General features: G+C 56.4%; 13 protein-coding genes. 3 read left to right on the top strand and 10 right to left on the bottom strand.

Going from position 1 to position 14,824, the window contains the following annotated elements; genetic code table 11:
• Positions 1 to 115: 115 nt before the first annotated feature.
• Positions 116 to 1,579: a glycosyltransferase gene (locus GN112_RS33205; RefSeq protein WP_162459239.1), complete on the top strand. Its 1,464-nt coding sequence runs from the start codon at positions 116 to 118 to the stop codon at positions 1,577 to 1,579.
• 158 nt (positions 1,580 to 1,737) lie between these two features.
• On the opposite strand, the gene GN112_RS33200 is transcribed toward GN112_RS33205, so the two are convergent.
• Genes GN112_RS33200 through GN112_RS33175 form a run of 6 tightly spaced genes read right to left on the bottom strand, consistent with a single transcriptional unit; the run spans position 1,738 to position 7,946 of the window.
• Positions 1,738 to 2,505, bottom strand: coding sequence for a polysaccharide deacetylase family protein (locus GN112_RS33200; protein WP_155314031.1), 768 nt, complete (start codon positions 2,503 to 2,505; stop codon positions 1,738 to 1,740).
• Positions 2,506 to 2,516: 11 nt separating this feature from the next.
• On the bottom strand, positions 2,517 to 3,683 hold the full coding sequence (locus GN112_RS33195; protein WP_155314030.1) for a glycosyltransferase family protein: 1,167 nt from the start codon (positions 3,681 to 3,683) through the stop codon (positions 2,517 to 2,519).
• Entirely contained in the window at positions 3,680 to 4,303 is a 624-nt protein-coding gene (locus tag GN112_RS33190; protein WP_155314029.1) for a histidine phosphatase family protein, read from the bottom strand. Before GN112_RS33190 ends, GN112_RS33195 begins: the two co-directional genes overlap by 4 nt.
• The gene (locus tag GN112_RS33185; protein ID WP_231717205.1) at positions 4,290 to 5,450 is read right to left on the bottom strand and encodes a glycosyltransferase family 4 protein; all 1,161 of its coding nucleotides are present in this window, start codon (positions 5,448 to 5,450) and stop codon (positions 4,290 to 4,292) included. The genes GN112_RS33190 and GN112_RS33185 overlap by 14 nt, the downstream gene beginning before the upstream one ends.
• 35 nt (positions 5,451 to 5,485) lie before the next feature.
• On the bottom strand, positions 5,486 to 6,745 hold the full coding sequence (locus GN112_RS33180; protein ID WP_155314028.1) for a glycosyltransferase family 4 protein: 1,260 nt from the start codon (positions 6,743 to 6,745) through the stop codon (positions 5,486 to 5,488).
• The gene (locus tag GN112_RS33175; protein WP_155314027.1) at positions 6,735 to 7,946 is read right to left on the bottom strand and encodes a glycosyltransferase family protein; all 1,212 of its coding nucleotides are present in this window, start codon (positions 7,944 to 7,946) and stop codon (positions 6,735 to 6,737) included. Before GN112_RS33175 ends, GN112_RS33180 begins: the two co-directional genes overlap by 11 nt.
• A 378-nt stretch (positions 7,947 to 8,324) precedes the next feature.
• On the opposite strand from GN112_RS33175, the gene GN112_RS33170 reads away from it, so the two are divergent.
• Together GN112_RS33170 and GN112_RS33165 are read left to right on the top strand one after the other, a co-directional pair.
• Positions 8,325 to 8,837, top strand: a complete 513-nt coding sequence (locus tag GN112_RS33170; protein ID WP_155314026.1) for a universal stress protein — start codon at positions 8,325 to 8,327, stop codon at positions 8,835 to 8,837.
• On the top strand, positions 8,834 to 9,913 hold the full coding sequence (locus GN112_RS33165) for a cytochrome c3 family protein (RefSeq protein ID WP_155314025.1): 1,080 nt from the start codon (positions 8,834 to 8,836) through the stop codon (positions 9,911 to 9,913). The genes GN112_RS33170 and GN112_RS33165 overlap by 4 nt, the downstream gene beginning before the upstream one ends.
• An 84-nt stretch (positions 9,914 to 9,997) precedes the next feature.
• On the opposite strand, the gene GN112_RS33160 is transcribed toward GN112_RS33165, so the two are convergent.
• From GN112_RS33160 to GN112_RS33145, 4 genes are all read right to left on the bottom strand, one after another.
• Positions 9,998 to 11,812 carry an acyl-CoA dehydrogenase gene (locus GN112_RS33160; protein WP_155314024.1) on the bottom strand — a complete coding sequence of 605 codons (1,815 nt, stop codon included), beginning with the start codon at positions 11,810 to 11,812 and terminating at the stop codon, positions 9,998 to 10,000.
• 32 nt (positions 11,813 to 11,844) lie between these two features.
• Complete coding sequence (locus GN112_RS33155; protein WP_155314023.1) at positions 11,845 to 12,711, bottom strand: 3-hydroxyacyl-CoA dehydrogenase family protein; 867 nt, start codon at positions 12,709 to 12,711, stop codon at positions 11,845 to 11,847.
• Between the two features lie 104 nt (positions 12,712 to 12,815).
• Entirely contained in the window at positions 12,816 to 14,012 is a 1,197-nt protein-coding gene (locus tag GN112_RS33150; protein WP_197743454.1) for a thiolase family protein, read from the bottom strand.
• A 30-nt stretch (positions 14,013 to 14,042) separates the two neighbouring features.
• Positions 14,043 to 14,816, bottom strand: coding sequence for an enoyl-CoA hydratase/isomerase family protein (locus GN112_RS33145; RefSeq protein WP_155314022.1), 774 nt, complete (start codon positions 14,814 to 14,816; stop codon positions 14,043 to 14,045).
• Positions 14,817 to 14,824 lie beyond the last annotated feature (8 nt).

The following is a 14,824-nucleotide window of genomic DNA, read 5'->3' as shown; positions in this document are numbered from 1 at the left end:
TCCCCTTAAGCCGCCGCAAGGTGAGCAATCCGCCATGACGGACGGTGCCGATCTTGGTATCTCCTTGGCCGATAATTAATAAAAAGAAACGACGACACGGGTACAAATGGAGACGATGCTATCCGCAACGCAAAATATCGCCACCATCATGGCGTTTGCAGACCAGGTCGATACCGACCGGCTTTTCGATTCCCTGGATGGCACCGAACTGATCCACCAGCGTGTGCAGCTCAATGACGCCTTGCGCGCACTGCTACTATGGCAGCGCCCGGAACTGGAAAACGACAAGGGCCTGGATTGGCCCTACCGGGTTTTTCGCGAACGGGCGGCGTTTTTTACCCGGATGGTGAATGCGACCGGTTCCGAAACCCAATCCCCCGAGGTAAAAAAAGAAGCGCTGCTGTTCCTGGCCTTGCTGCCTTTTCCCGATCAATGGCAGTGGTTCAGGAAAGCCTGCCGGGCATACCCGAAAGCGCCCGAACTGATGGCTCAGCTCGCGTCCGAGACCGGCAAAATATCCAGGAAACTGAATAAAAAAAAGCAGAAACAATACAAACTCAGACATTTTTGCCAAGTTCTGAAAAAACCCCGGCTGCCCGAGGAAAAAGGCGTTCTGCGTATTTTCGCCCTGCCCTACATTTTTGCCGATGGGGATCTTTTAAATGAGCTTAGACGGTTTTACATCCTCTATATTGAACCGCCCATTGGCGTGGCCTTTCGCCAAACCTGGTTAAGGCGGTTCAGCCATGGCACCGATCCTTGCCTGTTCGGTGTTTGCGGCGCCGAAGACGCGCGTTTTCTTTCCGCGCAGACCAATACCTGGGCCACTCAACTGGCCCACGCCGAATATCTGGATGAACGGATCGATCTGCCGCCCAAAACCATGCCCCAATACGACATTGTGTTCAATGGAACCTTTGATGAAATGGATAGAAAACGTCATCGGCGCATGCTGGAACTGCTGCAGGAATCCCCCTTGAGACATTGCACGGCCGTGTTTCTGGGCCGGGGTTCAGAAGACAATATCGCGGCATTCAATCAAATGGTACGCGCCAAAGCACTCGAGGGGCGGGTGCAGGTCCTGACGAACCTGAAACGCGGCGAGGTCCCGGAAATCCTGGCCAAATGCCGTATGGGCGTGCATCTATCCCTGAATGAAAACGGCTGCCGGGCCATTTACGAATTCATGCGCTCCGACATTCCCCAGGTGGTCAATTCCTCCATGGCTGGCACCAACATGGACATTTTTACTCCGCAAACCGGACTGGCCGTAAAGGAACACGCACTTGCCGCAACGATTCGCCACGTTGTCGACCATACCGTGGACTTTGCTCCCCGGGAATGGTTTTTGGCCAACTCAGGCAGCACCATTGCAAGCCGGCAAGTCAATGGGCTTCTTAAAAATCTTTTTTTGCATTCGGGCTATGTGTGGAGGGAAGATATCGTCAAAATGACCAGCAGCGGCGTTTCGCGCTATGCCGACCCGAATGACATCGAACGGTTCAGACCGCAGTTCATACAGCTTCTGGACATCATCCGTGGCAAAACCCGCATACCGATTCGCCTCTCGGTGGATTAGGATCGGGGATGAAATTAATTGAACGTAATTGCGCCGGGCTTGTGTTCGTCTTCAAGGCGCATCAAGGGTTGCATACCGGGAGTATGTGGCCGTTGATGCAACGCGGAAGACGGGCGCAAGAACAAGCAATTTCGTTTAATTAATAAAATTCCCGATCCTTAGGCACTTTCAAGCAGGCATTCCAGGGAAACGAGACTCCCCCTGGCGCTGAGCCGTTTTAAAAGGATTTCCAGAAAAACGAAGGCGGCGTCATTCATGCGTTGATGGTGGATCATGATCCCGCACACCGGCCGCGCCAGGCCATCGGCGAGTTCGGAAAAAAGCGCCCGCCAATCTTCCTTGCTGTTTCTGCATTTACGGGTGTGCAGGTCCACGCTCACGGGGATGTCAGGAAGGGGTAGCCGGCCAGGCGGTTGTTTGGTCACGAAGCGGGAGACGGCGGCGAAGCCATTGTCGGCAAGCACACTCAGTGTTCGATCATCGCAGCGATTCCATGGTGGCGTAAAAATCGGCTGAAACGCCTTACCCATGATCGTTCGTAACCGCTGCTGCCCACGGGTGACATCGCTGATGATCGCCGTCAGTGCCCGGTTGGGGCCAAACTCCTGCTTTTTCCCCTCCCGCTCATGGTTGCGATGCCGCCAGCCGTGCTGATGCCAGCACCACAGGCGGGCGTTGGGGGCCGCCTCGCGCTGGATGGCCTCCCAACGCGGAAAAGTCAGCCAAGTGGGCACCACCGCCAGCGCGAGGGGCGCGTTGTGGGCCGCAAAAATGCCGAGCAGGCGGCTGAACATCGATCCGGGGACACCAATGTCATCCGCCCGGAAAAAAACCTTGCACGGGGGTGCTGAATGGACGATCTGCCGCAAGCGCTCGTCAATGTCGGCGGGCATTTGCCGCCATAACGGGGAAATGGGTTTGGACATGGGTCGCTCCTTTAGATCGATGGTTTGGATGCCAAACCGGTCTCCAGCCAGGCGGCCGTTTCGGCGGCGCCGTCAAGATTGATGGTCAATCGGGCACAAGGTTTCACTTCCAGTGCGGTTTTCACGAGGCCTGCCAGCCCCCCGGGCTCAAGATCGTCGTTTCCCAACACCGTTAAAGCGCCGTGATCGGCCAGCAATTCTGCACGCATGCGCTGCTCGCGGTTCTGGGCGAACGGCCAGACCAGGGCCGGCACACCGGCGGCCAGAATGTTCATGCAGGTGTTGTAGCCGGCCATGGAGATGGAAAGATCGGCCGCGGCAAGATGGGCGAGGAATTCGTCGGTAAAGCGCTGGACGACAATGCGAGGATCTGCGGTGCGCCGCAAATCGTCAACCGTTGCATCGTCCATGAAGGGTCCGGTAAAGACGATCAGGTGCAAATCGTCGTCGGGCAGATGGGCCATGGCCGAGACGACCGATCCGAGCAGTCGACCGCCCACCTTGCCGCCGCCGGCGCTGGCGATGACGAGGCGCTTCCCGGACGACAGCCCCAGGCGGGTCCGCATCCGCCACCGGGCATCGCGGGGTGCCCGCTCGGCCACGAAACCGGTATAAATTAGCGGGGGTTCAAGGTCCGGCACCCGCCCGAAGGTCTGGTCGAGCCGCAGCCACCCGGGGTCGGCATGGACCAGCAGGGCATCGAAATAGGCGTTCATGGTGTTAACCACCCGCTGCTCATAGGCCGCCGTGTCGTCCTTTTCCACCAGGATGTCCCGCAAACTGCAGACGACGCGGCAGGGCGGCAGGCGCCCATCTTTAACGGCGGACAAAATGGAATCCAGCTCGACCCTGAATTTTTTACGCCCAAACGGGTAGAGCTCGATAATTAAAAGATCCGGCCGCTCCTCGCGAAACAGTTCCCACAACACCGTTTGGCGCTGCGCTTGAATGTCAGCCACGGCCTGATCCTCTGCACCGGAGATCAGGGTCTTGAAGCCTTCATCCATCATCAGGGTCGGCAGGCGCTTTTCCCTGACGTGGTCCGGTAGGGGGATCTCCACGCGGGTCCCCCCGGTGACCAGTACCACATCATGGGCATCGAGCTTGCGGCAGATTTCGAGGGTCCGAAAAAAATGGCCGAGCCCCAGCACGTGTTGACAATAGAAAAAAATTTTCACCGAGTCTCCCCCATCCATTCGGCGTCACCCAGAAATAACGTTTTCCCGTCGCTGGTTAACCAATGCAGGTAGCCCGAAACCGGGCGCTGGGTCACCTGCCCGGTCGGAGAATCGGCCAGCCCCTGAAACAAGGCCTTGAGGACGCCTCCATGGACTACGACCAGGATGCGCTCATGCCGATGGCAACGGGCCATGGACAACAGGGCCTCGCGAATGCGGACAAACAGCTGCCCGCGGGTTTCCCCCCCCGGCGGGCCGTGGTTCCAGAAATCGACGTCCAGGAGCGCCAGCCGCTCGGGACCGGCGGCCCGGATCTGGGCCAGGGTAAATCCGGTCCATTCGCCCCAATCCATTTCCTTGAGTGATCGCACGCTGGTGGACGGAAGTTTCAGGGTTTCATTGATCAAACGTCCGGTTTGCACCGCCCGTTCGAGGTCGCTGGTGACGATCTGGTTCCATGGGTAGGCCGCCAGGCGGGTTCCATATTGACGGGCCATGGCCGTACCGTTGGCGGTCAGCGGCGAATCCTGCTGCCCTTGAATCCGCTTTTCGCGATTCCAGACGGTTTCCACATGACGGAGCAGCCCGAAGCGAGTTGTCGAAGCGTCATCTCGGTGCATTTGTTTTCATTCCACCGGCGGTGATGCGGACGAGTTTCGCATGCATGCGCGCGTAGTTGACATCCAGGTCGTGATGGCAACGGACATGCCGGCCGGCCGTTTCCCCCAGGTTGCGGCAAAGCGCCGGATTGGTGATGAGCTGGTCGATGGCATCCGCAAACGCGTCGAGATTAAAGAGGGGTGTCAGAAAACCGGTTCGGCCATCGCGCACAATTTCAGGAATTCCGCCATTATCGAAGGCCACCACAGGAAGATGGCAGGCCTGCGCTTCCAGAAAGACCATCCCGAGCGATTCGTTAATGCCCGGAAAGGCAAACAGGTCGACAGCACTGTAATATCGGTACATCTCCTCGCGTGCGATTCGACCCAGAAATCGACATTGACCGGGAATCCTGGCCCGGGCCGCAGCCTGGAGGCGCCCCCGCTCAGGACCGTCGCCGGCAATCACCAAAAGGAAGCGGCGCCCCCGCCGGCGCAGGAGGGCCAGGGCCTCGATCACCAGCAGCAGGCCTTGGGTTTTCACGTCCGCGCGGAACATGGCCGCCGTCATGACCACCGGCAGACCATCGGCCCGCCAGCGGCCACGCAATTCGCGTCTGCTTTGGGCATGAAAGGTGAACTGGTCGGGGAAAATACCCGGTGCCACATAGGTCAACCGTTCATCGGGCAACAGACGCCTTAAATTCTTCAAGTCGGAATGCCGGTTGACAAAAATGTGGTCGGCCGCCAGAAGGGCCCGCCGGTTGAGGTGAAATCCCAAAACGGTACCGGGCCGCCGGCGGTATTTGGTGGCATAGCTCGCCTGAAAGATCACGTACGGCAGTCCGCCTTTTCGTGCGGCCACCGGGCCCAGGAGGTCCGGCGCCTTGTAATAGCTGTGATAGGTCAGCCACAGGTCCGTCCTTTTGCCGGTACAACGGCGCACGACCCGTTGACGTGCAATCATGAGATGCGGCCACCGCCACGGCTGCCTGAAAATCCAGCGTGTGCGCAACCGGTCAGCAATGTACAGCCGGTGGCCGCGCCCCTCGAGATAATTGAAAAGGCTGCTGGCAATCGCCCGATCGCCTGAGGGATGGGGGTGATCCAGGGGCTTGAACGGGGCGTAGAAGGCGATGTTCAATGGCAGGGATGGCGCAGCGTTCATGGGTTCATTTCCGTCACGACCGGATCCGCCTGCGTTCAAGTGCCCATGTAACGGGAGTAGATGGCCGCCAGATCGCGAATCAGCCGGCGGTTGTCGAAATCACGGTTGACGGCAACCTTGGCCGCGGGGATAATCCTGGCCCGCAATTCGGTATCATCGAGTACCCGCAAAATGGCATCCGCCAATTCGGCCGGTTTCTTCGGCGATACCAGCAAGCCGGTTTGCCCGTGCCTGACGATTTCCGGAATCGCGGACACCCGCGTGGCCACGACCGGCACGCCCACGGCCATGCTTTCGACGATGACGTTGGGAATGCCGTCCCGATCGCCGTTGGCCGCGATGCGGCAGCCCAGAACCGTCGCATCGGCATTGCGGTACTCGTCCAGCACCACGCCGTGGGGCTGGGTGCCCAGCCATCGGGTCACATCGTCCAAATCCAGCCGTTCGATCAGGGCCAGCAGTTCATCCCGGTCGTCGCCCTCACCAATCAGGGTATGAGTGAACGGGATGCCGCGCGCCTTGAGTATGGCCAAGGCACGGTAAACATCGTCCAGCCCTTTTTTTTCGGTCATGCGCGCGACGGTCAGCAGCCGGTACGGCGGCTTTGGGGATGCTTTGTCCAACTCTGAGTTGAAGAAACGCAGATCGATGCCATGATAAACCCGGTGGACCGATTTGGCGGCCGAGCCTGTCAACCGCAGGAGATGGCGGCGGTTGTATTCGGTACAGGTGACCACAAAGGCGGCCTTTTCGATTTTTTCCCTGAGCTGTGCCGGGTTACTGGTGTAGATGTCTTTGGCATGGGCGGTAAAACTGAACGGCAGCCCGGAGAGAACGGAGCTGAACAGCGCCACCGACGTGGGCGAATGGGCGAAATGGGCGTGCAGGTGGCCGACACGGGTCCGGGGGAGGCAGCGCTGAACCAAATAACCCGCCTGCAACAGGTGCTTGAAGGTGGCGGATTTGCGGCTGCGGCACCACCGCTTCAAGGTCAGTCCCAAGGCCGCCAGGTAGGCCCGGGGGCGCCTTAACAACAATTGAATATTATACCACAGAAAAATCGGCAGCGGAGCCAACAGATTTTCCGGGAGATAGTCCACCTTCGCCTTGATCTCGCGGACCGTGGCGTGAGCGAACGCTTCCCGCGGCTGGCGCATGGAAAAGATGTGCACATCGAAACCCAGCCGCTCGAGCAAGAGGATTTCGTTGGCAATAAAGGTTTCCGATATACGCGGATACCCTTTGAGAATCATACCGATGGTCGTTTTTGGGGCTATGGATGGATTAAGCGACATAGGGCTGCTCTTTGAAGATTCGGATGCGGTCGTGCATCACCGAAAGCCCGGTGAATTGGAATTTGCCGATGGCCTCATGATGGGCACTGCCATTTTCAAGCAAAGCGATGATCTTGGCCTTCAACGCAGTTGGATTCAATTCATGCCAGGGAATGAAATCGGCCAACCCGTGACGTTGCAAGGCCTGTGCCCTCAGCAGTTGCTCCTTGCGCGGTGTTTCCCTGGGGACCACCAGGGAAAGGGTCCCTTGAGAAAGAATTTCGCAGATCGTGTTGTACCCGCCCATGCTGATAACAACGTCGGCGGCCGCCAGAAGTTCTTCCATGCGACGGTAAAACCGGCAGGTGATTACCTGGTGCCGCCGTCCGCGCTCGATGATCTGCTGCCGCTGCTGTTTGGGCATGAAAGGACCGAAAACCAAAACGCTCCGAAACGGCAGTGGTTGGGATTCTTGTTCCAGCATGGCCATATAGTTGTCCATGATGGCAAAGCCGTCCCCCCCACCACCGGTGGTAACCACGATCAGTTTCTGATCATCGGCAAGGCCCAGGCTGCGCTTGGTCTCCAAAACCGTCTTGCGAGCAGGGATTTTTCGAGGAATATAGCCGGTAAAGACCATTTTGCGGCTGACGGTTTCCGGAATGGCATATTCGGTGATGGGATCGTAAAAGTCCTGTTGGCCGTAGACCCAGATTTCGTCATAAAGCCGTTTTAGATGGGTGTAGATGTCTTTCTTGGTCCAGTCCCGACGGACCACCTCGCGATCGTCCATGATGTCCCGCAATCCCAGAATCGTTTTGCAGCGCGGCTGGCATTTTTTCATCCAAAACAGGGTCGAGAGCACTTCCTTTTTTAACCCCAGGGGTTCCTTGTCCACGATAAACAGGGCCGGCCGAAACGCCTTGGCCGTGGCGAGGATAATTTTTTCGCGAATTGCCAGGACGTGATTGGGATTGAGCTTTATGGAAAGTGGCAGATACTCTTCGTTGGTGACCTTGATCATGCCTGGAATGCGTACGAAATCGATGTTCTTGGGAAACGCGAAACGCCCCACGATGGGGGAACCGGTGAGGATAAGGATGTTGGTACCCGTTGTTTTTAATTGGTTGGCAATGGCCATGGTACGGCGGATATGGCCGAGACCATAGGTGTCGTGGGAATACATCAGGATATTGAAGGTCGAATTCTTATGCCTGGCCATGAGTCGGTCTCATTTAAATTTCGCGGTTCACCGGAAGATTCGCACCGTTGCTACCACACCGCCTTGATGGTTGTAAATATGAACTTTTGTAAAAAAATGGAGTCCCTGGCACGAAAAGGTCACCGTAACCGAAGCCATTTTAAATCTCAGCCACATGGAAAGTCAATTTACCCAGGTCGGCAGAAACACATCGCCCCAAAGTCGCTTTGCATTTTTTATTGATCTTATGCTTATTATATGATTGGGTGTTATTTAGAACGCTTAAAACCACCCAAAAACTACATTCAATAAAAATCGCCTTTTTGAGAATTGTTTCCACCCGGAGCGTCAATCATCAAGGGTTGTGCCCCATATTATCAGGCATGCCGGAGCCTCATCATGGAAAACGACGATAAGGATGTAACGGTTCGTAAAATTCTGCTGCCCTTGAAATTTTCACAAACGGGCAGCAATGCTTTCAAAATGGCATTGAATTTAGCCGGATGTTGTGCGGCACGGCTGGATATTCTTTCTGTTGTGAAACCGGTATCCCATTCGCCTCTCACTGAAAAAAAATATCTTGAAAAAATACAAACGGAATTCCATCGATTCAAAGCAATCAATTCACCACGGTTGGGTAGTTTTCAAAACTATCAGTTTGCATGGCAAGCCGGCGATTCCGCAACGGAAATTCTCAAATACGCTGAACGCAACAGCGTCGATATCATTATTCTGGGATGCCACTATCGAAACAACAGGCCTTGTTACAATCGTCTGGGAGAAGTCGCGCAACTCATTTTTCAATGGGCCTCATGTGCCGTTATGCTGGTTCCTGGCGGAACGTTAAAAGAGAAGCCCTGTTATCGTACCACGGACGCGCTCTGCAATAAAAAGGAAGGAAATCATCCATGAAAAAAATGATCGTTACGCTGGGCACGATTGTCATTGCCATCGGTTTCAGTTCCATGCTCATGGCGGGTTCTGCATCCGACCATCCTGATTGCATCAACTCCTTCTATAGCAAAAGCCTTCATTACACCGGTGAGGGAATGCGGCATTGGTATGAAGATGCCGGGGGATTCAAACAAGTCACGAAGATTCCCTATGAGCAACTTGACTGCAAAAGCTGTCATGTAAAAAGCTGCGATACCTGCCACGCAGCTCAAAAGAGGGAAAAGCAGTACTTCTCCGAGAGAAGAGCCAAGGAAATGAACACTTGCATGCCTTGCCACGGCCGGGAGGGACTGACCTTCAAGTTCGATGGTGAAAGGGGGCAGATGGATGTGCACATCAGCGCAGGCATGGTGTGTGCGGATTGCCATTATCGCTCCGACGTTCATGGCGATGGACGCTTTCGACCGTCCATGCGCCACACCAAGGGGCTGCGGGCCAGTTGTGAAGAGTGCCATGTCAAGCAGGAACGGGAATCCCCCGAGTTCGATGCCGATACGGAAAGCCATAGCGTTCACGGCGATAAACTGGCCTGCGCCGCCTGCCATGTGCGCAGCACGGTGAGCTGCTACAACTGCCATTTCGATACATTTCTGGATACCGGAAAGAGAAAGGGGAATTTTATCCCCATGAAAGACTGGCTGCTCCTGATTAACCATGACGACAAAGTCACTTCCGGAAATGTTCAAACACTGGTCTACCAGGATAAAAAATTCATCGCCTATGCCCCCTATTTCACCCATTCCATCAGCGCCGAGGGCCGCCCCTGCGACGACTGTCATCAAAACAAAGCGGTGATGCGGCTTCAGGACGGAAAAAAGATACCCGTCGTCGAATTTAAAAACGGTGAACTGCAAACATGGAAAGGGGTTGTCCCGGTCATACAAGGAAAGCTTGACTGGGTTTTTCTGAACAGGACGAAAAGCGGGTGGGAACCCGTCGGCAATAGCGCACCGCCGACTGAACAATTCGTCGCTTTCGGCACCCCATTGACGGCTGATCAATTGAGGTCCCTGGCACAAGAGGTTTCACCGTAAACGAACCCACTTTTAGGCGATTGGCGGATAAACAAAACGGGCGGAAGCGCCAGTTGGCGCTTCCGCCCGTTTTATATGCGGAACTCAGCCTCCAAAAGCCTCCTCGCTGATATTCACGACGGCGTCGCCACCGGAAACAATGGCATCCATCTGCCCAAGGGTCTCGGGAAGTACCGATTTGACAAAATATTCGGCACTGAAAACCTGGCCCTGATAAAACGCCAGGTCCTTGCCTTTGCTTTTCTTCTGAAGCTTTTCACTGGCAATACTGGCCCGCCAGATCAGCATCCAGGCCATGATCACATCCCCCATGACCATGAGGAAAGGAACCGAATTGGCAAAGGCGACTTTAAACGATGCCGAGCGCATGCTCTCCTGGATATGCTTGGTCAGCGCCTCAAAGCGATCGACCGCGCCCTGGACATCGGCGGCCAGGGGAGCCAATTGTTCGATGGCGGCGGCACGCTCGGCGGCAGTTCTCATCTCCTTGATGAAGGCTGCAAATACGGCCCCTTTGTTCATGGCCAGTTTGCGGCCGATCAGGTCCATGGCCTGGATGCCATCCGTCCCTTCATAAATGGAAGTGATCTTGACATCCCTGGCGAGCTGCTCCACCGGGAAATCCTTGGTGTAACCGTAGCCCCCATACACCTGGATGGCCTTGACACAGATATCGAAACCCTTGACCGCGCAATAGGTTTTGAGCACCGGCGTGAGCAGGGCCGTGACCCCCTCGTAATAGCCTTTGGCGTCGGGATCGTCCGTGCTCTCCAACATGTCGAAACTGTGGGCGATATAGTATTCCAGGCTGCGCATGCCTTCCACATGGGATTTCATCCAGAGCAGCATGCGCCGCACGTCCGGATGCCGGATAATGGGAACCTGCTCGTCATCGACATTTTTACCTTTTTCCAGGTCGTATCCCTGGCGCCGTTCACGGGCATAGGCCAGGGCGTACTGATAGGCTGCCGATCCATGAATGAACCCCTGAAAACCGACTTTGAGGCGGGCTTCGTTCATCATGTGGAACATGATCATCATTCCCTGCCCCGGCTTGCCCAGCAGAATGCCACGGCACTTGCCCTTGCCGCCCAGGGCAAGGCTGCAGGTGACGCTGCCGTGACTGCCCATTTTCTCCTCGATACCCGTGCACACCACATCGTTGAATTCGCCCAGGCTGCCGTCTTCGTTGACCCATATTTTAGGAACGATGAACAGGGAGAGACCTTTGCTGCCCGGCGGGTCGCCTTCGATACGGGCCAGCACTGGATGAATGATATTCTCGGTCAGGTCCTGATCGCCGTTGGTGATGAAAATCTTGTTCCCGCTGATGGAATAAGTGCCATCCGGGTTCGACGTCGCCGATGTGCTCAGGGCCCCCACGTTGGATCCGGCATCCGCTTCGGTGAGCAGCATGGTCCCGCCCCAATGGGCCGTGTAGAGGTTCTTGAGAAAAAGTTCTTTCTGGGCGTCGGTGCCGAAGAGTTCGATCATTTTGGCGGTTCCGCCACCGAACGTCGCATAGCTGTTGCAGGTAAGATTGGCGCCCACAAGAAATTCATCGGCGGCCACACTGATGGTGATCGGCACCCCCTGCCCGCCCCACTCGGGACTTTCCGCCAGTGCCGTCCATTCGCCCTCGCACAGGAGCTTGAAGGCACGATGATAGGACGGCGGCACCCGCACCTGGCCGTTTTCAAAAGTCGCTCCCACGCGATCCCCGTCAACCCAGATGGGCAGCAGTTCTTTCAGTGCGAAATTGCGCGCCTCGGAAATGATCAAATCAAAGGTTTTGCGGTTGTACCCCTTGTACTTGGGAAATTTGCTCAATGCCAAAACATCCAGCTGTTCGTAGAGAACGAAATCGATATCCCGACGGTCTGTAATCAAGTTTGCCATATTGCTTTTTCCTTTGTATCATCAGTCTTCAATCAATCTTTTTTATCGTATGCATACCACCCCCGGCCAAATCGCTTGCCCCGGTGTCCGGCGTAAACCCGTTGTTTCAGGGCGGTACCGAAACGAAAACGGTCACCATGGGCATCTTTGAGCAGATTACTCACGTCCAGGGCCATCTCCAGGTCGGCCATGTCCATCAGGGCAAATGGTCCCAGTGGATGGCCCAGGCCCAAACGGCAACCCGTGTCGATGTCTTCACAGCTGGCAACACCTTCGTCAACCAACCGTACGGCCTCATTGAACAGGGCGAAGAGCATCCGGTTGACCACAAATCCGGCGGTATCCTTGACCAGAATCGGATTTTTCTTGATCTGCCGGCAAGCCTCCATGACGACATCGACGGTCTCGTCGGACGTCTCCAGGCCGGGAATGACTTCCACCAGTTTCATGACAAACGCCGGTGCAAAAAAATGCGCGCCCACAAAACGCGGCCGCCGCGCCTCGGATACCGCAGTGGAGAGCAAGGTAATCGGAATCGACGAGGTATTGGTGGCAAGGACACACTCGGGCTTGCATACCTGGTCCGCCTCGGACAGAATCGCCTTTTTCAGTTCGATTTTTTCAAAAACCGCCTCGACGACCAGATCGGCATCGGCCATCGGCTCATAATCGCCGGTCGGTACGATACGATCCAGAACCGCATCGCGTTCTTCAGCCGGGAAACGGCCCTTTTCGACTGCCTTATCGACCACCTTGGCCAGTCGGGCTTTGCCTTTCTCGGCCAGAGCCAGTTCAACATCCTTCAGAACCACCGACGCCCCTGCCACCGAGAAACAGAGCGCAATTTCAGCCCCCATGGTTCCAGCACCCAAGACACCCACCTTTTTTGGCGTTTGCATTGATCCCACCTTTCTATGAAGCGTGCCGGAAATGACCACCGGTCAGCCGTATGCCGGCCGGTGACATTCCCGGCGGATTCTCAATTGATTCGTGATTGCCGTGATCATTCCACCCGTTCGATGATAATGGCCTGCCCATGACCGCCACCGCCGCACAAAGAGGCCAGGCCCCGGCTGAGTCCCCGCTTTTCCATCTCATGAATCAGGCTGACCACGATCCGGCAACCCGTATCGCCGATGGGATGCCCCAGGGCAATTCCGCTGCCATTGACGTTGACGATGTCGCGGTTCAATCCCAACTCTTTTTCCACAGCCACGCTAGGGGCGGCAAAGGCCTCGTTGATTTCGAACAATTCGATATCGTCGATGGTGTACCCGGTCTGCTTGAACAGTTTGCGGACGGCGTCGATGGGACCGATGCCCATCATCGTGGGATCCACGCCGATGGCCGCGGATCCGACCACGCGCCACTGGCGTTTCATCTGGTACTGGTCGGCCATGGCCTTGGAAAGCACCAGCACCGCGCTGGCGCCGTCATTCAAACCCGAAGCATTGCCGGCGGTGACGCTGCCGTCCTTTTTGAATGCCGGCTTCAGCTGGCTTAACTCCTCCAGCGTGGTTTGCGGCTTGGGGTGTTCATCCGTGTCGACAATCTTATCCGGCTTGCCTCGCTTGCCGGGGATGACGATCGGCACGATCTCATCCTTGAAACGCCCGGTCTCCAGGGCTTTCTTGGCCCGCATCTGGCTGGTGTAGGAAAATTCGTCCTGCATTTCCCGGGTGATTCCATATTTCTCGGCCACATTTTCCGCGGTCATGCCCATGATCAGGCCGGTGTGATGGTCGAACAATCCATCATAAACGCCATCGGACAGTTCCTGGTGGCGCCAGCCCAGTCCCCAGCGGGCATTTTTGATGCTGTAGGAGACATTGCTCATGCTCTCCCCGCCGCCGGCCACCACCGCCTGGGACTCGCCCAACCGGATTTCCATGGACGCAATCCGGATGGCCTCCATGGAGGAGCAGCAGGCGCGGTTGACCTGAACGGTAGTCACCCGATCCGGGTATCCGGCTTTCAGCACCGCCCCCCGGGCCAGGCCGTTCTCATCACTGCGAACCATGACGGTGCCCCAATAGACATCGTCGACCAAATCCTTGGAGAAATCCACCCGCTCGCAAACTTCCTTCAATACCGGCACGGCCAACTGCTCGTGGAGGACCGATTTAAGGGATCCGCCAAAAACGCCAATGGGCGTTCTCACCGCCGACACAATTACCGGAATATTTGTATCCATCGTCATATCTCTCTTTCCTTTTCTTCTATAATTCCATTATTTTCCTTGAAAAACCGCTTTGCGCCGGGATTTGAACGCGGCAATCCCCTCGTCCCGATCCTGGGTTTCACAAAGCCGACCAAAACCGTCGGTCTCCATCTCAAAGCCCTGCGCCAATGGTTGTGACAGGGTCGCATAAGCCAAGGCCTTGATCTCCGCCATGGCCAGGGGAGCGTTGGCGGACAGCTTTTCCGCCATGGCCAACGCGTCGGCCAGTGCACCGGCCTCACCAGCCACCAAATCGATCAAACCCAGCCGGAAACCCTCTTCCGCGCTGATGATTTTACCGGAAAGCATCATGTCGAGTGCCCTGCCGACGCCGATCAGGCGCGGCAGCATCTGGGTACCCCCGGAGCCGGGCAGAACCCCCAGGGTCACTTCCGGCAACCCAAGTCCGGCCCGCCCATCGGCAACGCGGATGTCGCAGGACATGGCCAGTTCGAGACCGCCGCCGGCTGCCAGGCCGTTGATGGCCGCAATCACCGGTTTGGTGCCTTGCCTGAGCTTGCCCATGATCGTCTTGACCCCGCTGACCAGCTTCTTCCCGCCTTCGGGGTCACAGACCGCCAGTTCATCCAGGTCCGCACCGGCAGCAAAAGCTTTTTCTCCTGCACCGGTTACCACAATCACACGAACGGAGCTGTCCTGCATGGCCGTGTCCACCGCTTCGCCAAAGGCTTCCATTGTCGGATTGTCCAGCGCATTGACCGGTGGCCGGTCGATGCGCAGAATACGGACATGTTCACTATGATTGGAAATAGTTACACCCATTTTACCTC

It is taken from the genome of Desulfosarcina ovata subsp. ovata, from assembly GCF_009689005.1.
Lineage (GTDB): Bacteria > Desulfobacterota > Desulfobacteria > Desulfobacterales > Desulfosarcinaceae > Desulfosarcina > Desulfosarcina ovata.
This window is presented reverse-complemented; position numbering and strand designations above follow the sequence as displayed.